This is a genomic window from Kutzneria buriramensis, from assembly GCF_003387475.1.
GTDB classification, from domain to species: domain Bacteria; phylum Actinomycetota; class Actinomycetes; order Mycobacteriales; family Pseudonocardiaceae; genus Kutzneria; species Kutzneria buriramensis.
In genome coordinates this window covers 40,478-59,191 of record NZ_QUNO01000013.1, presented here as the reverse complement: position 1 = coordinate 59,191, position 18,714 = coordinate 40,478, and the positions used below count along the sequence as shown (strand labels likewise).

17 protein-coding genes are annotated in these 18,714 nt (G+C 70.8%); 13 read left to right on the top strand and 4 right to left on the bottom strand.

Annotated elements, in window-relative coordinates; all coding sequences use genetic code 11:
* Position 1: 1 nt before the first annotated feature.
* Positions 2 to 1,762 (top strand): ABC transporter substrate-binding protein, encoded by a 1,761-nt coding sequence (locus BCF44_RS33965; protein ID WP_116178547.1) that lies wholly within the window; start codon positions 2 to 4, stop codon positions 1,760 to 1,762.
* Between the two features lie 53 nt (positions 1,763 to 1,815).
* Here the strand turns inward: BCF44_RS33965 and BCF44_RS33960 are convergent, their stop codons facing one another.
* Entirely contained in the window at positions 1,816 to 2,973 is a 1,158-nt protein-coding gene (locus BCF44_RS33960; RefSeq protein WP_116178546.1) for an RCC1 domain-containing protein, read from the bottom strand.
* Between the two features lie 275 nt (positions 2,974 to 3,248).
* The gene (locus BCF44_RS33955) at positions 3,249 to 3,710 is read right to left on the bottom strand and encodes a MerR family transcriptional regulator (protein WP_170217885.1); all 462 of its coding nucleotides are present in this window, start codon (positions 3,708 to 3,710) and stop codon (positions 3,249 to 3,251) included.
* Between the two features lie 147 nt (positions 3,711 to 3,857).
* Here BCF44_RS33955 and BCF44_RS33950 point away from each other — a divergent pair, with 147 nt between their 5' ends.
* From BCF44_RS33950 to BCF44_RS33910, 11 genes are all read left to right on the top strand, one after another.
* Positions 3,858 to 4,571: a class I SAM-dependent methyltransferase gene (locus tag BCF44_RS33950; RefSeq protein ID WP_116178544.1), complete on the top strand. Its 714-nt coding sequence runs from the start codon at positions 3,858 to 3,860 to the stop codon at positions 4,569 to 4,571.
* A gap of 85 nt (positions 4,572 to 4,656) precedes the next feature.
* Positions 4,657 to 4,980: a MerR family transcriptional regulator gene (locus BCF44_RS33945; protein ID WP_170217884.1), complete on the top strand. Its 324-nt coding sequence runs from the start codon at positions 4,657 to 4,659 to the stop codon at positions 4,978 to 4,980.
* A 46-nt stretch (positions 4,981 to 5,026) separates the two neighbouring features.
* Entirely contained in the window at positions 5,027 to 7,216 is a 2,190-nt protein-coding gene (locus tag BCF44_RS33940) for a heavy metal translocating P-type ATPase (RefSeq protein ID WP_116178542.1), read from the top strand.
* A 58-nt stretch (positions 7,217 to 7,274) separates the two neighbouring features.
* Positions 7,275 to 7,658, top strand: a complete 384-nt coding sequence (locus tag BCF44_RS33935) for a YnfA family protein (protein WP_116178541.1) — start codon at positions 7,275 to 7,277, stop codon at positions 7,656 to 7,658.
* 270 nt (positions 7,659 to 7,928) lie between these two features.
* Entirely contained in the window at positions 7,929 to 9,338 is a 1,410-nt protein-coding gene (locus BCF44_RS33930) for an APC family permease (RefSeq protein ID WP_147328726.1), read from the top strand.
* A gap of 91 nt (positions 9,339 to 9,429) precedes the next feature.
* Positions 9,430 to 9,615 carry a hypothetical protein gene (locus tag BCF44_RS55860; protein WP_170217883.1) on the top strand — a complete coding sequence of 62 codons (186 nt, stop codon included), beginning with the start codon at positions 9,430 to 9,432 and terminating at the stop codon, positions 9,613 to 9,615.
* Positions 9,605 to 11,821 carry a peptidase domain-containing ABC transporter gene (locus BCF44_RS33925; RefSeq protein WP_170217882.1) on the top strand — a complete coding sequence of 739 codons (2,217 nt, stop codon included), beginning with the start codon at positions 9,605 to 9,607 and terminating at the stop codon, positions 11,819 to 11,821. The genes BCF44_RS55860 and BCF44_RS33925 overlap by 11 nt, the downstream gene beginning before the upstream one ends.
* The gene (locus tag BCF44_RS58675) at positions 11,803 to 11,925 is read left to right on the top strand and encodes a hypothetical protein (RefSeq protein WP_281283170.1); all 123 of its coding nucleotides are present in this window, start codon (positions 11,803 to 11,805) and stop codon (positions 11,923 to 11,925) included. Before BCF44_RS33925 ends, BCF44_RS58675 begins: the two co-directional genes overlap by 19 nt.
* A 212-nt stretch (positions 11,926 to 12,137) precedes the next feature.
* Positions 12,138 to 14,291: a sialidase family protein gene (locus BCF44_RS33920; RefSeq protein ID WP_116178538.1), complete on the top strand. Its 2,154-nt coding sequence runs from the start codon at positions 12,138 to 12,140 to the stop codon at positions 14,289 to 14,291.
* 71 nt (positions 14,292 to 14,362) lie between these two features.
* Positions 14,363 to 14,947: a TetR/AcrR family transcriptional regulator gene (locus BCF44_RS33915; RefSeq protein ID WP_116178537.1), complete on the top strand. Its 585-nt coding sequence runs from the start codon at positions 14,363 to 14,365 to the stop codon at positions 14,945 to 14,947.
* 149 nt (positions 14,948 to 15,096) lie between these two features.
* Positions 15,097 to 15,783, top strand: coding sequence for an alpha/beta fold hydrolase (locus tag BCF44_RS33910; RefSeq protein WP_170217881.1), 687 nt, complete (start codon positions 15,097 to 15,099; stop codon positions 15,781 to 15,783).
* Here the strand turns inward: BCF44_RS33910 and BCF44_RS33905 are convergent.
* Positions 15,778 to 16,509, bottom strand: coding sequence for a maleylpyruvate isomerase family mycothiol-dependent enzyme (locus BCF44_RS33905; protein WP_116178535.1), 732 nt, complete (start codon positions 16,507 to 16,509; stop codon positions 15,778 to 15,780). The two genes, BCF44_RS33910 and BCF44_RS33905, sit on opposite strands and share 6 nt — an antisense overlap.
* Before the next feature lie 154 nt (positions 16,510 to 16,663).
* On the opposite strand from BCF44_RS33905, the gene BCF44_RS33900 reads away from it, so the two are divergent.
* Positions 16,664 to 17,449, top strand: coding sequence for an SDR family NAD(P)-dependent oxidoreductase (locus BCF44_RS33900; protein WP_116178534.1), 786 nt, complete (start codon positions 16,664 to 16,666; stop codon positions 17,447 to 17,449).
* A gap of 248 nt (positions 17,450 to 17,697) precedes the next feature.
* On the opposite strand, the gene selD is transcribed toward BCF44_RS33900, so the two are convergent.
* The gene (gene selD / locus BCF44_RS33895) at positions 17,698 to 18,678 is read right to left on the bottom strand and encodes a selenide, water dikinase SelD (protein ID WP_116178533.1); all 981 of its coding nucleotides are present in this window, start codon (positions 18,676 to 18,678) and stop codon (positions 17,698 to 17,700) included.
* Positions 18,679 to 18,714 lie beyond the last annotated feature (36 nt).

Here is an 18,714-nt window from a genome sequence, read left to right as displayed (position 1 = left end):
CATGGTCAAGAGCACCGTCATCGGTGCCGTGGCCGCCGTCCTCGCCACGCTGTGTCCCCCCGGGCAGTCCGTGCACTACGGCGGCACCCTCACCCTCGCCGGCAGCGCCGACATCGACCACCTCGACACCGCCAGCGGCTACTACGGCCCCACCTTCGTCCTGGAGCGCGCCTACTCGCGGCAGCTGGTGACCGCGCCGGCCAGCCGGGACGTGTCGCAGGCCTCCGCCATCGTGGCCGACATCGCCGCCGAGGTGCCGACGCAGGCCAACGGCGGCGTCAGCAAGGACGGCAAGACCTACACGTTCCACATCAAGCCGGGCGTGGACTGGGACGCGCCGTCCGGCCGCCGGCAGGTGACCGCGCAGGACGAGGTGCTCGGCATCAAGCGGCTGTGCAACCCGGCGGTCGGCGCCGGCGCGTTGCAGTACTTCACCGACACCATCGTCGGCATGAAGGCCTTCTGCGACGGGTTCGCGAAGGTGACCCCGGACATCCCGTCCATCGCGAGGTACATCCAGGGCAACACCATCGCCGGCGTGCGGGCGGTCAACGACCGCACGGTGGTGTTCCAGCTGGTGCAGGCCATCCCGGACTTCCTGGACATCATGGCGCTGACGTTCGCCTCGCCGGCGCCGCGTGAGTACCTGAAGTACCTGCCGGACAGCGCCGACTTCCGGCAGCACGTGATCTCCGACGGCCCGTACCGGATCACCGGCTACACCGCCAACAAGGAGATCACCCTGGGCCGCAACCCCGCCTGGAACCCGCGGACCGACCAGGTGCGCAAGGCCTACGTCGACGGCATCCACGTCGAGGAGGGCCTGAACCAGCAGCAGACCTTCGACGCCATCACCGGCGGCGCGGCCGACAGCCAGTGGGACGTGCCGCCGCCGTCGGCCCAGCTGGGCGCGCTGGCCGCCGCGCACGACCCGCGGCTGGAGGTCATGGACGTCGGCCTGCTGGAGCCGTACGTGGCGATCAACATCATCAGCCCCAACAACAACGGCGCCACCAGCAACGTGCTGGTGCGGCAGGCGCTGGAGTACGCGGTGAACAAGGCCGACGAGATCAACGTCATCGGCGGCCCGAACATCGCCCAGACCACGTGCCAGATCCTGGCCCCGTCCAGCGGCGCGTACCAGCCGTTCTGCCTGTACCCCAGCACGAACGACCAGGGCGACCCGGACAAGGCAAAGCAGCTGCTGGCCCAGGCCGGCTACCCGAACGGCCTGACCCTGAAGATGATCCACGGTGACGCCGGCACCCAGCCCGCCGTCGCGAAGTCGCTCCAGACCGCGCTGGCCCGCGCCGGCATCACCCTGCAGCTGACCCAGGTGCCGCGCAGCGACTTCTACCCGAAGTACATGTCCAACGCCGACTACGCCCGCCAGGGCGCGTGGGACATCGCCGCCGTCAACTGGCGTCCGGACTGGCTGGGCGACAACGCCCGGACGTACCTGAGTCCGCTGCTGGACGGCTCCGGCTACACCGCCAACTCGCCGACCTTCGGCAACGACTACGGGTTCTACAACAGCTCGGTCACCAACGGCCTGCTCCAGCAGGCGTTCTCCAGCCCGGACCGGACCACGGCCAACAACCTGTTCCACCAGGCCGAGGTGCAGGCGCTGACCGACGCCGCGGTGATCCCGATGGGCCACCAGTTCGCCGTGTACCTGCACACCACGGCCCTGCACAACGCCAACTGGTACCCCAACGGGGTGATCGACCCGACCAACGTCTGGCTCGACCCGAAGCACTGACGACCGTCGCGTGCGGCCTCCGCCTCGGGCGGGGGCCGCACGCGGGTGTTCGATCAGCCCTGGAGCGCCAGAGCGTGGCTGCCCAGCGGGGCGACACCGCCGTAGGTCTGCGGGCCGCCGGCCGAGATCGCGGTGACACCGAAGAGAATCGGCACCGGAGTCGAGCGGGTGGTGGTCGTGCCGTCCCCGACGTTGCCGTACCGGTTGTCGCCCCACGCCTGAACCGTGCCGGCGGTCTGCAACGCCAGGCCGTACCCGTCGCCGGCCGAGACCGTGGCGACGCCGGTCAGCCCCGTGACGACGCCGGGAGTCGACCGGTTGCCGCCACCGCCGTTGCCGAGCTCGCTGAAGCCGTTGCTGCCCCACGACCGCGCGGTGCCGTCGCTCAGCGCGGCCAGGCTGAAGTAGCTGCCGCCGGAGATCGCCTTCACCCCGGTCAACCCCGACACCGGCACCGGCGTGAGCCGGTCGGTGGTGGTGCCGTCGCCGAGTTCGCCGTCGTAGTTGAAGCCCCAGGCGCGGACGGTGCCGTCGGCCAGCAACGCCAGGCTGAACCAGTTGCCGGCGGAGATCGCCTTGACGCCGGTCAGGCCGGCCACGGTGACCGGCGTGGACCGGGGTGTGGTGGTGCCGTCGCCGAGCTGGCCGGCGCTGTTGTGACCCCATGCACGTACGGTGCCGTTCGACAGCAGCGCCAGGCTGAAGCTGTCGCCGGCCGACACGGCCGTCACCCCCGTCAACCCAGGCACCGTGACCGGGGAGAGCCGGGTCGTCGTGGTGCCGTCACCGAGGGCGCCGTCGAAGTTGTCGCCCCAAGCGCGCACGGTTCCGTCACGCATCAACGCCAGGCTGTGCGACCGGCCGCCGGCGACCGATTTCACGCCGGTGAGGCCCGGCAGACTCACCGGTGTCGGCCTGGCGGTGGTGGTGCCGTCGCCGAGCTGGCCGTGGCTGTTGGCGCCCCAGACCCGCACCGTGCCGTCGGGCATCACCGCCAGACTGTGGTTCTCACCGGCGGCGATCGCGACCGCGGCGGCCGCCCCGGGCACCGCCGTCGGCGTCGAGGCGCCGAAACCGCCGTCGTTGCCCCAGGTCTGCACGCTGGTCACGGCCGGCGCCGCCGTCGCCACCGAGGCGACGGACGCCGACAGCGCCACCCCCAGCGAGATCACCAGCACGGACCGGAGCCCGCCCCCATAACGCCCACTCATCGCAGTGGTCTCCCCTCGTCGAATTCCGTGGGGGGAGATTAGTGAGCAACCGTCACAATCCCGTCACTCCGCTGCCCTTTGACGCGAGGCTGGCTCATGGGTCGGGGCGGGCTGCCACGCGCCGGAGTGCGCACCGAGGTCGAGCCGCCCCGAATTTACGATTCGGTAATACGCGGCGTCCCGTCGAATACGTCGACCCTTGAGGCACGTTGATCCGGTCGGCGGCGTGACCGATTCCGCGTATTCGGATACATCGGGTCACGCCGTTCACTCGCTCAGCCCAAGGGGTGCAGTTGGCGCGCGCCGCGAATGCCCGGAGAATTCTCATGATGCTCTGAGGTGCGCCGGGCGAGATCGCCCTGCGGCGCCAGGCTCGGGCAGTCGGGCAGCTCCGTGCACGGACATCGCATGGCGCTGTCGAGCAGCTCGGAAAGATCGTTCAGCCGCCGGATCTGGTCCTGGATCTCCTGCCGCCGCAGCCGCGCCAGCTCCCGCCAGGTGCCGTCCTGACCTGGGGTTCCGTTGAGCAGCTCGGCGATCTCGGCCAGGCTGAACCCGACGCTCTGGCACACCTTGATCACCGACAGCCGGTGCAGGATCGAGAGCGGGTAATGGCGGCGGCCGCCGACCTTCACGCCCTCGCTGATCAGCCCGCAGCGCTCGTAGTAGCGCAGCGCGGAGGAGGCCAGCCCGGACTGTCGGGAGATCTTGTCTATGGACACCAACTCGTTGTTCAAGGCTCCCCCTTGACTTGAAGTCGACTTGAGCGAGGAGACTACGTCCAGCGATAAGCGGGAGTCCAGACTCTTGACGGGACAACTAGACCGCCGAACGTGCTAAGGGGATTTCCGGGCACATCCCATTTCGGACCTGGGGAGGACCAGATGACGAACGTTCTGAAGAAGGCCTACGACGCCACCTGGGGCAAGTACGTCTTCGCCGGCATGTACGACAAGTTCCTCGCCAAGGTCGAGGCCGCGGGGCTCGCCGACAAGCGGCACGAGTTCCTCAAGCCCGCGTACGGCAAGACGGTCGAGCTGGGCACCGGCACCGGCCTGAACCTGGCGCACTATCCCGATGCGGTCACCGAGCTGGTGCTCACCGAGCCGTACCCGCACATGGTGGCCAAGCTGGAGGAGAAGATCCGGAACTACCCGAAGCGGGTGCAGCTGACCGTCGCCGGCGCGGAGAAGCTGCCGTTCGCCGACGCGAGCATCGACACCGTCGCCGCGGCGATGATCCTCTGCACGGTCAGAGACCCCGGGCCGGCCCTGGCCGAGATCCGGCGGGTGCTCAAGCCCGGCGGGCAGTACCTGTTCCTGGAGCACGTGCGCAACGCCGACCCGCGGGTCGCCCGCAAGCAGGACATCATCCAGAAGGGCTGGTACTGGTTCGGCAACGAGTGCCACTGCAACCGCCCCACCGTGCAGACCCTGCGGGACTCGTCGTTCGACATCGAGGACCTCCAGGAGACGAAGATGCCCGGGGCGTGGGAGTTCATCGAGGCGATGGTGATCGGCCGCGCCGTGCGGCCGATCACCGACAAGACGTCGCCCGCGACGGTGTCGGTCGGCAAGTCCGATGGATGCGGCTGCTGATCGGGCAGGTGCGACGGCGGTGGCTCGTGCGGGGACGCTGGCCCCGCACGAGCCGCGAGCCGCCTCGGACGCGAGGGGGTGAATCGTGAGCGCGTCGCTGCTGCCGATCGACCGGGTCGCGGAGGCGGCCGCCGTCTCGGCTTCCGCCTTGCGGTACTACGAAAGTCGCGGCCTGATCGCCGAAGGGGTGCGGATCGGCGGGCGGCGGCACTACGCGCCTGCGGTGCTGCACCGGCTGTCGGTGATCCGAACGCTGCGGATCATCGGGTTCAGCCTCACCGACATCGAACGGCTGCTGACGCCGGTGGGGGAGTGGCGCGGGGCGATCGCGGCCCGGCGCGGGCAGGTCGAGGAGCAGATCCGGCAGCTGCGCGAGCTGGTGGCCGAGCTGGACGCCGATCTGACGTGAACCGGGAGTGCGGTGCACACCGACAATACGGGGCGGGTGACACATCATGGGACTCGTGGTGGACGGCGCGGGGGCGCCACCGGAAGCCGGCGTGCGGACCCGGCGGTTCCGAGTGGTCTCGGGATGTGTCGAGTGCGCGAGCGATCTGACGCCGCTGCAACGGTTTCCCGGCGTCCGTGAGGTACGGATGCTGGCGGCCACCGGCACGCTGGCCATCGACGCGGAGTCCACTGTGGATGACCGCGCGCTGGTGCGCACCGCCGCGGCCTCCGGTCTCACGCTGGAACCGGAGCAGCGGGTCGCCCGGACCCGGTGGTGGCTCCGGCCAGAACTGGTGTTCCTCGCCATCGCGGCACTGCTTCTGGTCATCGGCGAGACGACCGAGCGGATCACCGGCTCGGACACCGTCGCGGCACCGGTGGCGCTGGGGTCCATCGCGATCGGCATCGTCTACCCACTGCGCACCGCGTGGACGATGGCCCGCAGCAAACGCTTCTCCCTCAACGTGCTGCTGATCGTCGCGGTCGCCGGCGCGATCCCGCTGGGGCGGGCGACCGAGGCCGACTGCGTGGTGGTGATCTTCTCGCTCGGCGTCGTGCTCGAGAGCTACGTCGCCGACAAGGCCCGCAAGTCGATCCAGCGGCTGATGGATCTGAGCCCGCAACGGGCCGAGCGGCTCAATCCCGACGGCACGGCCAAAACCGTCGGCGTCGAGGAGTTGGCCGTCGGCGACATCGTTCTGGTGCGCCCGGGTTCGCGAGTGCCCACCGACGGCGAGGTCACCGAGGGGTCGTCGTGGATCGACGCGTCGGCCATCACCGGTGAGTCGATGCCCGTCGAGGCCGTCACGGGCGTTGCCGTGTACGGCGGCACCCTCAACGGGCCGGCGGTGCTCCGCGTCCGCGTGGCGACGCCGTTCCAGGACACAGTGCTGGCGCGGGTGATCCGCGAGGTGGAGCAGGCCCAGCAGAACAAGGGGCGGGCGCAGCGGTTCGCCGACCGCTTCGGCGCCGTCTACACGCCGCTGATGATCGTCGCGGCGATCGGGGTGGCCGTCGCGGGACCGCTGCTGTTCGGGCTGCCGGCCGGCGAGGCGTTCTACCGCGCGCTGGTGGTGCTGATCGTGTCCTGCTCCTGCTCGCTGGTGTTGTCGGTGCCGGTGAGCGTCGTCGCCTCCGTCGCCCGGGCCGCCCGGGACGGCGTGCTCATCAAGGGTGGCGCCTACCTCGAACGGCTCGCAGCGGTGCGGGCGGTGGCCTTCGACAAGACCGGCACGCTCACCGCCGGCCGGCCCGTGCTGACGGCACTCCGACCGCTCGAAACCTTTACGGAAAAACAACTTCTAGAACTTGCGGCCACCGTCGAGGCCGGTGCCACGCACCCCATCGCCGACGCCGTCGTACGGGCGGCCCGCGACCGCGGCATCGTCGTCCGACCGGCGGCGGACGTGCGGGTCGTCCCCGGCGTCGGTGCCGAGGCGACGGTCGACGGGGCCCTGGTCAGTGTCGGTCGCGTTGCCGAACTGGACGAGCGAGCCGCCGCCGTGCTCGGTGAGATCGAGGAGGCCGGGGCGACGCCGGTGGCCGTGCGACGGGACGGTGAGCTGCTCGGGTTGCTGGGCGTCGCCGACGAGTTGCGGCCGGACGCGCGGGTCGCCGTCGAGGGAATCCGCGCGTTGGGTGTCACCCACACGGTCATGCTCACCGGCGACCGCACGCGGGTCGCACGTGCGATCGCGGACCGTCTCGGTATCGAGACCGTCAAGGCGGAGCTGATGCCGGCGGACAAGAAGGACGCGGTGAGCCTGGCGCGGGCGGAGTTCGGCGCCGTCGCGATGGTCGGCGACGGCACGAACGACGCGCCCGCGCTGGCCGCGGCCGATGTGGCGGTCGTGATGGGCGCCGCCGGCACGGATGTCGCCCTGGAGACGGCCGACGTCGCGCTGATGGCCGACGACCTGACCAAGCTGCCGTACACGATCGCGCTGGCCCAGCGCGCCCGGCGGGTCATCGCGCAGAACGTGACGCTGTCGATCGTCGCCATCGCCGTGCTGGCGGTCGCGGCGATGACCGGAGCCTTCACGCTGACCGAGGGCGTCCTCCTCAACGAGGCGTACGCGCTGCTGATCATCGGAAACGGGCTGCGGCTGCTCAGCGGCCGGCCGCTGCCACGGTTCGTCGCACCGAAACCCGAATCCCCGTGCGAGTGCTGCGTGACCGAGAACGTCAACCGATAGGGCGACAGCGCGGCGGGGCCCGGCGTCGACCGCCGGCGCCCCGCCTAGGCTCGGGGCCATGGTTTTACGTTCCATCGTCCTGTTCGCGCTGTCCGCCGTCACCGAGATCGGCGGCTCCTGGCTGGTCTGGCAGGGCCTGCGGGAGCACCGCGGCCTGCTGTGGATCGCCGGCGGACTGCTCAGCCTCGCCCTGTACGGCTTCGTCGCCACCCTCCAGCCCGACATGAACTTCGGCCGGGTGCTCGCCGCGTACGGCGGCGTCTTCATCGTCGGCTCGCTGCTCTGGGGCGTGGTGTTCGACGGCTTCCGGCCGGACCGCTGGGACGTCGTCGGCGCGGTGATCTGCCTGGTCGGCGTCGCGGTCATCATGCTCGGGCCGGACCGGGCCGCCTCGGCCGCCGCGGAAACGCCGGTCACGCATCAGGACACGCGCCAATTCTGACGTATACCAATTGAAGGCGACTTCAAGTCAAGCCCCCTGCTCCCGTCGCCGACAACCATTCCGCCGTTCCGGTTCATTTTCCGTACATGGGATGTTCGCGTGTTAGGTTCAACTCCCACTGGGGACGGCGAATCGCATTTCGACCGAGCGGCGTAATCGCGGGAGAAGTGGCACTCGCTCATATTCGCGGCTCGCTCCGAGCTTCTGACCAGTACGGCACCGGCCAGGACGCGCCTGTCTCCTCCGCAATCAGTGGTCAGGAGGCAGGAGTTGTCGACGAACGAAAACGCCGTGTCGCTGTTCCCGGGCCGGAGCCGGCTCCCCGTGACGTCCTCGTGGTGGGCCTCGGTGCTCATCGCCACCGGCGGCGCGCTGATGGTCGTCGTCTCGCTGGGCGCGATGGCCGGCGACATCGGCACCGTGTCGATCTGGGTCTGGATCGGCACCGCCGTCATCGGCGGCCTCCAGTGCGCGCTGGTCGCCGAGCTCGCCGCCCGGTTCCCGGAGCGGGCCGGCGGCACCGCGCAGTTCGCCTTCCGCGCCGTCCCCAACGGGTCGCCGACGCTGGGCGCGCTATCGGCCTGGTGCTACTGGTTCGCCTGGACGCCGGGCATCGCCGTCAACCTCATCCTGGCCGCCACCTATTTGCGCGACCTGCTGTGGCCCGGCGTCAACCCGGTCGTGCTGGCGCTCGTGATCGGCGCGGCGCTGTACATGATCACCGCGATGGGCCTGAAGCTCTCCACGGCGGTCAACGCCGGCCTGGCCCTCGTCGCCGTGGCGGTGCTGGTGATCATCCTGGTCGGCCCGCTGCTGCACCCCGCCGCCTTCGACGTCGCACGCCTCGCGCCGGCGCTGCCGGCCGCCGCCCCGCAGACCTTCGGCGGCGTGACCGCGCTGCTGCTCAAGTGGGGCTTCGTCGCGACCTGGTCCTCGTACGCCGCGGAGATGGCGTCCACGGTGTGCGCCGAGATCCGCAAGCCGGAGCGGTACATGGGCCGCGTCATGTCGCTGTCGGCGATCATCTGCCTGGTCGCGTTCGCGGCCGTCCCGGTGGCGCTGTTCGGCCTGGTCGGGCTGACCGGCATCGAGGCCGACCCGCTGGAGGCCTTCGCCAGCGCCGGCGGCGCGCTCCTCGGCCCGGCCGGCAAGCTCATCGTCGGCCTCGGCCTGGCCGCCGTGCTGGTCCTCGGCGCCGAGACGTTCGTCATCGGCTCGTCGCGGACGGTGTACCAGATGGCCCAGGACGGCCATCTGCCCACGTTCTTCGCCCGCATCAACCGCCGCGGCGCCCCGGTCGGCTCGATCGCCCTGGACGCCACGGTGATCACCATCATGCTGGTCGTGTTCGGCACCGACGTGGTCAACGTGGTGGCGGCGGCGAACTTCGGCTACCTCATCGTGTTCGTGCTGCTGCCGATCGCCTACCTGGTGCTGCGCCGACGCCCCGAGGGCCGCGCGGGCAGCTTCCGGCTGCCACGGGCGGCGGCCGCGCTGGCGATCGTGCTGGCGGTGTTCAACCTGGTGCTGCTGGTGTTCGGCGGCCTGCAGTGGGGCGCATCGGTGACGCTGATCGGGCTCGGTGTGAGCCTCGTGATCATCCCCGTGTCGCTGCTGACCCGCCGCCGGCGGGCGCGCGTGGTGCCGGTCGCGGCGCCGGTGGCCGCGTCGACGAGATGACGGAATTTCGCCGTTGACTTGAAGTCGTGTTCAACGGCGACACTGGTGGGGAGACAATTTCTCCCTTTCCGGGGAATGGGGTGGGAACGGCATGGCGCGGCTCAGTCGGCGGTTATTGTTCACCGTTCAGGCGGATCAACCGGAACCGGCCGGGGACGACATGTTCCCGCGCGAGGTCCGCCCGCCGGTCATGCGCACGCTCTGGCTCGGTCTGCTGGTCGCGCTGGCTTTCCTCATCGGCGTCATCGTTCTGGTGTGGGGGATCTGTGGAGTCTGACCGCCGGCGGGTGCCGCTCGTGCTCCAGGCCAGCAACGCCGAATGCGGCCTGGCCTGCCTCGCGATGATTCTCGGCGGTTTCGGGCACGAGACCTCGGTGCGGGAATTGCGCGAGACGTTCACCCCGGGCCGGGACGGCACCAGCGCCGGCGCGATCGTGCGGGCGGCCCGCGCCCTCGGGCTGGAGGCGGCCGGCTACCCGGCCGACGCCGTCGACGGGCTGGCCCTGCCGGCGGTGGTCCACTGGCAGAACAACCACTTCGTGGTGGTCGAGCGGATCACCACCCGGTCGGTGCGCATCGTCGACCCGGCGGTCGGCCGGCGCACGCTCACGCCGGCGGAGTTCCGTGCCGGGCTGGGCAAGGTGGCGATGACCTTCCGTCCGGGCGAGTCGTTCGCCCGGACGAAGGCGGCGGTGGAGCCGTTCTGGTCCAGCTACCTCAAGTCGCTGCTGAGCCTGCCCGGCACGATGCGGCTGCTGGCGCAGGTCCTGGCCGTGACGGTGGTCGCCCAGTTCCTCGTGGTGGTCATGCCGATCTCCGCGGAGATGGCCGTCGACGAGATCGAGCAGTTCCGTACGACACCCCTGCTGGAACTGCTCGGTCTCGGCGTCGCCGCGGTGACGGTCTCGCAGCTGGTGACCGGCCTGCTGCGGTCGTCCCTGCTGGTGTTCCTCCAGGGACGCCTGGACTCCACGGCGCTGGTCCGGTTCACCGGCCACCTGCTGCGCCTGCCGCTGCGGTACTTCGAGCAGCGCAGCACCGGCGACATCATGACCCGGTTCGCCAGCATCGCCGTGATCCGGGAGTTGATGACGAGCCAGACGCTGGGCTCGCTGCTGGACGCGGTGCTGGTGCTGTCCTACATCGCCCTGCTGGCGCTGTTCGACCCGGTGGTCGCGGTGGTGGTCGCGGGCATCGTGATCGTCGTGATTCTGTTGCTGTGCCTGACGACCCGCCCGGTTCGCGAACGCATGGCCGCCGACCTCGCCGCGCAGGCGCACACCCAGGGCAACCTGGTCGAGGCGCTGGAGGGCATCACCACCATCAAGGCGCTGGCGGCCGAGGAGCGGGCCCTCAGCCAGATCGCCGACCTCGTGCGTGGCTGGATGAAGGCGACGCTCCGGCGGAGCTACCTGGCGTCGGTCATCGAGTCCTGCACGGGCGCGCTGCGGCTGCTGACGCCGATGCTGGTGCTGTGGCTGTGCGCGAGCCGCGTGCTGGACGGCGCGATGACCGCGGGCACGATGGTCGCCGTCATCTGGCTCTCCTCCTCGATCGTCTCGCCGCTGGCGACGGTCGTGTCCAACGGGCAGCGGCTGCAACTCGCCGGCGCGCAGCTGCAACGCCTCGCCGACGTCTGGGACACCGCGCCGGAACGGGCGCCGAAGGACGCCGTCCACGCGGAACTGCGCGGCAACGTCGACGTCGACGAGGTCGGCTTCCGCTACGACACGTACAGCAATGCCGTGCTGGACAAGGTCTCCGTGGCCATCCGGCCCGGGCAGCGGGTGGCGATCGTCGGCGCGACCGGCTCCGGCAAGACCACCCTCGGCATGCTGCTGCTCGGCCTGTACCAGCCGACCGCCGGCCGGATCCGGTTCGACGGCGTGCCGGTGGAATCCTTCGACCCACGGGAGTTGCGCCGGCAGATCGGCGCGGTGCTCCAGGAGCCGTTCGTGTTCTCCGGCTCCATCCTCGACAACATCACCGTCTACGACGACATCCCGGTCGCCGACATCGAGCGCGCCGCCCGACTGGCCTGCCTGCACGACGAGATCATGGCCATGCCCAACCGGTATGCCACCCAGCTCGCCCAGCGCGGCACCGGCCTGTCCGGCGGGCAGCGGCAGCGGCTGGCGCTGGCCCGAGCGGTCGTGCGCAAGCCGGCGGTGCTCCTGCTCGACGAGGCGACCAGCCACCTCGACGCGGCCACCGAGGCCCGCATCCACGCCAACCTGGCGGACCTGCCGTGCGTGCAGATCGTCATCGCCCACCGGCTCAGCACCGTGCGCGACGCCGACCAGATCCTCGTGCTCGACGGCGGCCGGATCGCCGAAGCCGGCAAACACGACGAACTCGTTGCCCAGGGCGGAAAGTACGCGCATCTGGTCGCCGCCCAGGTGGCTCCCCGGTCCCCGAACGGCAACGGCCGGTCGGCAGCACTATCCAGAAAGGAAGTGACTACATGGACACCCAGCCCGTGATCGAGCTGACCGAGGCCCAGCTCGACGAGGTCTTCGGCGGCGCCGGCAGCGTGGTCTGCGACCAGACCGCCGTCTCCCCGTGTGCCATCTGCGTCGGCGACTGAGCCCGCAGCTCGTGGATTCCCGCAGGTGAGGGGCGGGTCGGCGACAGCCGGCCCGCCCCTCACCGTTGCTTCTACAGGCCTGTCAAATGTCAACGCGGCGCTACCCGTCGACCGATGCTGGCGGATTTCCCTTGGCACGCGGATGATTCCGCCCGATCACGCTCTTGGCATGTCGTGCGATCCCCGCCCTGTTCGACAACGACAGGAGTGCCATGTCCAGATCGATCCGCAGCAGAGTCCTCACCCTCGCCGTCGCCGCCCTGGCCTCGCTGACGGCTTTCACCACGCCGGCGACCGCCGCCCGCGCCGCGGTGTCGCTGAACCAGGTCAGCACCGACCCCTATTCCGACGCCCAGGCCCAGCATTCGACCGAAGTGGAGCCGGACACCTTCAGCTTCGGCAACACCATCGTCGGCACGTTCCAGGTCGGCCGGGTGACCGGCGGCGGCGCGTCCAACATCGGCTGGACCACGTCCACCGACGGCGGCCAGACGTGGGCGCGCGGCTTCCTGCCGGGCACCACCGCCAACACCGGCGGCCCCTACGGTCAGGTCAGCGACGCCTCGGTCGCCTACGACGCCAAGGACAACGTCTGGATGATCTCCTGGCTGGGGATCGCCGCGTCCGGCGCCGTGGACGTGGAGCTGAGCCGTTCCACCGACGCCAAGACGTGGGGCAACCCGGTCGCCGTGTCGGCCACCGGCACCTTCTTCGACAAGAACTGGACGGTCTGCGACGACCATCCGGCCAGCCCGTTCTACGGCCACTGCTACACCGAGTACGACGACGCCAACGCCGGCGACGCCGAGCACATGCGGACCTCCACCGACGGCGGCCTGACCTGGGGCAGCCAGCTCAGCCCGGCCGACAACCCCAGCGGCCTGGGCGGCCAGCCGGTCGTGCAGCCCAACGGGACCGTGGTCGTGCCGTTCTCCAGTGCCAGCGCCAACGCCGAGCGGTCGTTCGTGTCCACCAACGGCGGCGCGAGTTGGGGTTCCAGCGTGCAGATCGCGACCGTCAGCCACCACCCCGTCGCCGGGTTGGAGGACAACGACTTCGGGCCGCTGGACACGCTGCGGGAGAGCCCGCTGCCGTCGGCGGAGATCGACTCCGCCGGCAAGGTCTACGTGGTGTGGGCGGACTGCCGGTTCCGCTCCGGCTGCCCCAGCAACGACATCATCATGTCCACGTCGACCAACGGCACGTCGTGGAGCGCGCCGGCCCGGCTGCCGATCGACGCCGCCACCAGCACCGCCGACCACTTCACGCCCGGCATCGGCGTGGATCCGTCCAGTTCGGGCGGCACCGCCCGGATCGGCGTGACGTACTACTACTACCCGCAGGCCAACTGCACGGACACCACCTGCCAGCTCAACGCCGCGTTCGTGTCGTCCGCCGACGGCGGCACCACGTGGTCGGCGCCGACCCAGCTCGCCGGGCCGATGACGTTGGCGTGGCTGCCGAACACCTCGCAGGGCCGCATGTTCGGCGACTACATCTCCACGTCCGTGCTCGCCGGCGGCAACGCCGTCACGGTCATCCCGGTGGCGCACGCGCCCAGCGGCTCCACGTTCGACGTCGGGATGTACGCGACCATCGGCGGCCTGCCGATCGGCGGCGGCAACGGCGGCAACACCGTCACGGTCACCAACCCCGGCAATCAGACCGGCACCGTCGGCACCGCGACCTCCTTGCAGATCGCGGCTTCCGACTCGGCCTCCGGCCAGACCCTGACCTACTCCGCCACCGGCCTGCCGGCCGGCCTGTCCATCAACTCCGGCACCGGCCTGATCTCCGGCACGCCCACCACCGCCGGGACGGGCACCGTCACGGTGACCGCCACCGACACCACCAACGCCAGCGGGAGCGCCACCTTCACGTGGACGATCAACCCCGTTGGCGGCGGATGTCCCAGCCCGGGCCAGAAACTGGGGAACCCCGGCTTCGAGTCCGGCAACACGACCTGGACCGCGACCCCCGCCGTGATCGGCCAGAACGGTCCGTCCGAACCCGCGCGCACCGGTAGCTGGGACGCGTGGCTCGACGGTTACGGCAGCACGCACACCGACACCCTGACCCAGTCGGTCACCATCCCGGCCGGCTGCCACGCCAGCCTGTCGTTCTGGCTGCACATCGACACCGCCGAGACCACCACGACCACCCAGGTCGACAAGCTGACCGTCAAGGCCGGCACGACGACCCTGGCCACGTTCTCCAACCTGAACAAGAACACCGGTTACGCGCAGCAGACGTTCGACGTCTCCTCGCTCGCCGGCCAGACCGTCACCATCAGCTTCTCCGGCACCGAGAACAACTCGCGGCAGACGTCGTTCGTCATCGACGACACGGCGCTCACCGCGAGCTGACCGACAGGGGAGCCCGCCCGCCCGGCGCGGGCGGGCTCCTCCGGAATGGACTCAATAGTACAATCGATTCCGTGCTCACGAAGAAGGGGGCCGCGACCCGGCAGCGGATCGTGGACGCCGCGGCGGCCGAGATCCGCGAGCGCGGCGTGGCGGTGGTGACGCTGGAGGACGTGTGCCGGCGCAGCGGCACCGGCAAGGGCCAGCTGTTCCACTACTTCCCGGAGGGAAGGGAGGAGCTGCTGGTGGCGGTCGCCCAGCGCGAGGCCGACCGCGTGCTCGAGGACCAGCAGCCGTACCTGGGGGAGCTCACGTCCTGGTCGGCGTGGCGGCAGTGGCGGGACGCGGTGGTGGAGCGGTACCGGCGGCAGGGCACGAACTGCCCGCTCGGGGCGCTGATCACCGAGATCGACCGGCACACACCGGCGGCGCAGGCGGTGACCCGCGAGCTGCTCAGGCAGTGGCAGCGGCAGGTCGAGGTGGGCATCGAGCAGATGCAGGCGAACGGCCACATCCGCGCGGGACTCGACGCCAAGGCGGCTTCGTCGGCGGTGCTCGCGGCGATCCAGGGCGGGGTGGCGATCCTGATGGCCACCGGCTCGTCGCAGCACCTGGAGTCGGCATTGGACTTCTGCCTGGACCACCTCGCGGCCGCCTGATACCGGACACGGCCGTCCCGATCTGTGGTGTCGGGACGGAACCGGCCTCCGTTCGCTGCCCCTTTGATCGGCGCGACCGTGCCCGGGACCCTTGGCGCGCAATGATTACCGCCACGATCACCACCAGTGCGCGGTCGAAGGAAGCTCAGTTGAACAGTTCGCCGAAGAACATCCTGCTGGTGCACGGCGCCTGGCACGGCGCGTGGTGCTGGGACGAGCTCACGCCCCACCTGGAGCGCCACGGCTGGCGTGTCTTCACCGTCGACCTGCCGAGCACGTGGAGCGATCCCGAGGTCGGCATGTACGACGACGCCGAGGTGGTGGGGGAGGCACTGGGCGCGATCGACGGCCCGGTGACGGTGCTCGGGCACTCCTACGGCGGCGTGCCGATGTCCGAGGCCGCCGAGACCGCGCCGAACGTGGAGCGGCTCATCTACCTGGCGGCGCAGATGCTGGAGGTGGGGGAGGCCCTCGTGACGCCGCTGGGCGGTCCCTGGTTCCCGGCGGACTGGCGGATGGTGCCGGTGCCCGACCAGATCACCGACGCCGCTTACTTCGACGTGCCAACGGAATTGGCCGCCGCGACCACCGCCCGGCTGCGGCCGCAGAGCGCCCGGGCGTTCACGGACGCGCAGACCCGCGCGTCGTGGCAGAAGCTGCCGTCGGCGCTGATCGCGTGCGACGACGACCGGAACATCCCGGAGGTCTTCATCAAGCGCGCGATCGACGACGAGATGCCCACGCTGGTGCGGCGCCTGCCCGGCGGCCACTCGCCGTTTCTGGCCCGGCCGGCGGAGTTGGCGGACGTGATCGACGAGGTGGCCGCGGCGCTATAGCGGGGTTCCGGCCAGCCAGCGCTCCCAGAGCGCCGGATCGCCCTCGACCCGGACGCCGGCCCGGTCGGCGGGCAGCCGGCGCACGAGCGCCAGCAGCACATCGACGGCCCGACCGCTCACGGTGAGGTCGCCGGCGCGGTGACCGGTGCGGACCCAGAGTCCGCCGGCCTCGCCGGTGACGGCCCACTCGTGCGGCGCGTCGGTGATCCGGACCGCCATGGTCACGCCCATCGCGAGCGGCAGCGGTTCCTCGAACACCTCGTCGGCGGCATTGCCCAGCCACTCGTCGATCGCGTCGGCCGCGAGCTCCGGCCGCACGTCGAAGCGCAGGCCGCGGGCCAGGGTGGCGTCGGCCCGGTGCACGATCGTCTCGTGCAGCCGGCGCCGCACCCACCAGCGCGCCGGCCGCGGCCCGAGGACCGTCCACACGGGAGTGTCGAGGCCGGCGTCGGCGACGGCGTCGAGCAGGATGCGCGCGCCTTCCCACGGCCAGCGGACGGCCTCGGCGGTGTCGGCCGGCAGCACGCCGTCCGGGATCGTCCCGGCGTCGAGGTAGCTACCGTCGCGGACGATCCGCGCCGCCCACCGGTGTCCCCGGCCGACGTGCTCGGCCAGCTGGCCGAAAGTCCACTCCGGACACGTCGGCACGCCGCCGCGCAGGTCCGCGCCTCGGATCAGGCTGCCGAACAGGTCGCTCTGGTCGAGGAGTTCCGTCGCGTAGTTCATCGCGGACGGACGCTACGGCCGGCGCCCGTCCGTGCGCATCGGGCCACGGTCGGAGCGGCCGTCATACCTCCGGCTGAGGGTTCGCCGAGTTCTGTACTTGCTGGTCCATTTTTTCTTCGGCAGGCTCGATCGCAGTCGGAGGAAAGGATTCCCAATGGATCTCCAGTTGGGCGGGAAGCGCGCCCTCGTCACCGGATCCAGCTCGGGGCTGGGCGAGGCCATCGCCACGCGGCTGGCCGCCGAAGGGGCCTCGGTGGTCGTGCACGGCCGCGACCACGCCCGAACCGTCGCCGTGGCCAAGGCGATCCGCGACGCGGGCGGCGACGCCTCGCACGTGCTCGGCGACCTGGGCACCGATCGCGGCGCCGACGAGGTGCACGCGGCCGCCGGGCCGGTGGACATCCTCGTCAACAACATCGGCACGTACGACCCGAGCCTCGGGTGGACCACCACGTCGGCCCAGGACTGGGCCGACATCTACAACGTCAACGTGCTGACCGGCGTGCGGATGATCCAGCGACTCGTGCCGGCGATGCGCGAGCGCGGCTGGGGGCGGGTGATCCAGATCGGCAGCGTCCTCGGCGCCGTGCCGGCCGCCTCGCAGCCGCACTACGCCGCCACGAACGGGGCCCGCAACGCGCTGGCCAAGTCCCTGGCCCGGGAGCTGAAGCACACCGGCGTCACCTCGAACGCCGTCGCGGCCGGCGGCATCCTCACCCCGGCCAGTGTGCCGCGGCTGGTGGAACTCGGCCGCCAGCACGGGTTCGGCGACACGTGGGAGGAGGTCGAGCCCCGCCTGGTCGAGGCCCTCGCGCCCAACGACGTCGGCCGCATCGGCCGGCCCGAGGAGTACGCCGCCCTCGTCGCCTACCTGGCCAGCCCGCTGTCCGCCTACGTCACCGGCGCCGTGCTGGCCGCGGACGGCGGCTGGTACGGCTGAGACCCGGGACGGCGATCGGGATGCGCCGTCCCGGGAACTGCGCAGGTACCCACTGGCGGTCGCCTTACACCGATCGGGTTCGTGCTCACACCTTGTGACGTGCGAGACACCGCCGCGCGTTCGGTAAATCACCGCCGCGCAAGCTGGTCCGAGGCACGCCGCCGGCGCTCAAGGAGCGCGACCGACTCGTCGCCATCGAGCAGCTCGCGAAGGGTCTGTACGAGGTGGACCAGGGCGTCGAAAGCCGGTCAGCGCACGACGATGTGGTGCTCGCCCAACGGCCGCAGCTCGCCGATCACCGGCGCACCGGGGATCTCGCCGGCGAGCAGCAGGCCGCCGGACGTCTGGGCGTCGGCGAGCAGCAACGCCTCGTCCTCGCCGATGGCGTCGAGGTCGGCGTGCGGGCGGACCCAGTCGAGGTTACGTTTCGTGCCTCCGCTGACGTAGCCGTCGGCCAGCGCCTCGCGAGCACCCTCGACGTACGTGACCGCAGCGGAGTTGATCACTGCCGTCACGCCGCTGGCCCGCGCGAGCTTGTAGAGATGGCCCAGCAGGCCGAATCCGGTGACGTCGGTGGCGCACGTGATGCCCGCGTTCAGCGCCGCCTCGGCGGCGCCGGCGTTGAGGATGGTCATCACGTCGATCGCGGCCGCGAACCGCTCGCCGGTGGCCTTGTGCCGGGAGTTGAGCACGCCGATGCCCAGGGGTTTGGTCAGTGACAAGGGAATCCCGGGCCGGCCGGCGTCGTTGCGCATGAGCCGGTCGGGGTGGGCGGTGCCGGTCACGGCGAGGCCGTACTTCGGCTCGGGGTCGTCGATGCTGTGCCCGCCGGCGAGGAAGCAGCCGGCGGCGGTGCAGACGTCCATGCCGCCGCGCAGGACCTCCGCGGTGAGGTCGATCGGCAGCGTGTCCCTTGGCCAGCCCAGGAGATTGACCGCCACGACCGGCGTGCCGCCCATCGCGTACACGTCGGAGAGCGCGTTGGCGGCGGCGATGCGGCCCCAGTCATACGGATCGTCCACCACCGGCGTGAAGAAGTCGGTGGTGGCGACGACGGCGAGGTCGTCACGGATCCGCACCACCGCCGCGTCGTCGCCGTCGTCCAGGCCGACGATCAGGTCGTCGCCGGCCTTGCCGGTCAGGCCGCGAACCACGTCCTCCAGCTCGCCGGGCGGGATCTTGCACGCGCAGCCGCCGCCGTGGGCGTACTGGGTCAGTCGCAGGCTCACGCACTCATCCTGCGCGAGCACGGCGGCTTTGGCAGG

Excerpts from the sequence above, each read along its gene's own strand:
- BCF44_RS58675 (WP_281283170.1), top strand. The coding sequence starts at position 11,803 with ATGGACACCCAGCCCGTGATCGAGCTGACCGAGGCCCAGCTCGACGAG.
- BCF44_RS33965 (WP_116178547.1), top strand. The coding sequence starts at position 2 with ATGGTCAAGAGCACCGTCATCGGTGCCGTGGCCGCCGTCCTCGCCACG.
- BCF44_RS33950 (WP_116178544.1), top strand. The coding sequence starts at position 3,858 with ATGACGAACGTTCTGAAGAAGGCCTACGACGCCACCTGGGGCAAGTAC.
- BCF44_RS33960 (WP_116178546.1), bottom strand. The coding sequence starts at position 2,973 with ATGAGTGGGCGTTATGGGGGCGGGCTCCGGTCCGTGCTGGTGATCTCG.
- BCF44_RS33940 (WP_116178542.1), top strand. The coding sequence starts at position 5,027 with ATGGGACTCGTGGTGGACGGCGCGGGGGCGCCACCGGAAGCCGGCGTG.
- BCF44_RS33905 (WP_116178535.1), bottom strand. The coding sequence starts at position 16,509 with ATGAACTACGCGACGGAACTCCTCGACCAGAGCGACCTGTTCGGCAGC.
- BCF44_RS33935 (WP_116178541.1), top strand. The coding sequence starts at position 7,275 with ATGGTTTTACGTTCCATCGTCCTGTTCGCGCTGTCCGCCGTCACCGAG.
- BCF44_RS33920 (WP_116178538.1), top strand. The coding sequence starts at position 12,138 with ATGTCCAGATCGATCCGCAGCAGAGTCCTCACCCTCGCCGTCGCCGCC.
- BCF44_RS55860 (WP_170217883.1), top strand. The coding sequence starts at position 9,430 with ATGGCGCGGCTCAGTCGGCGGTTATTGTTCACCGTTCAGGCGGATCAA.
- BCF44_RS33900 (WP_116178534.1), top strand. The coding sequence starts at position 16,664 with ATGGATCTCCAGTTGGGCGGGAAGCGCGCCCTCGTCACCGGATCCAGC.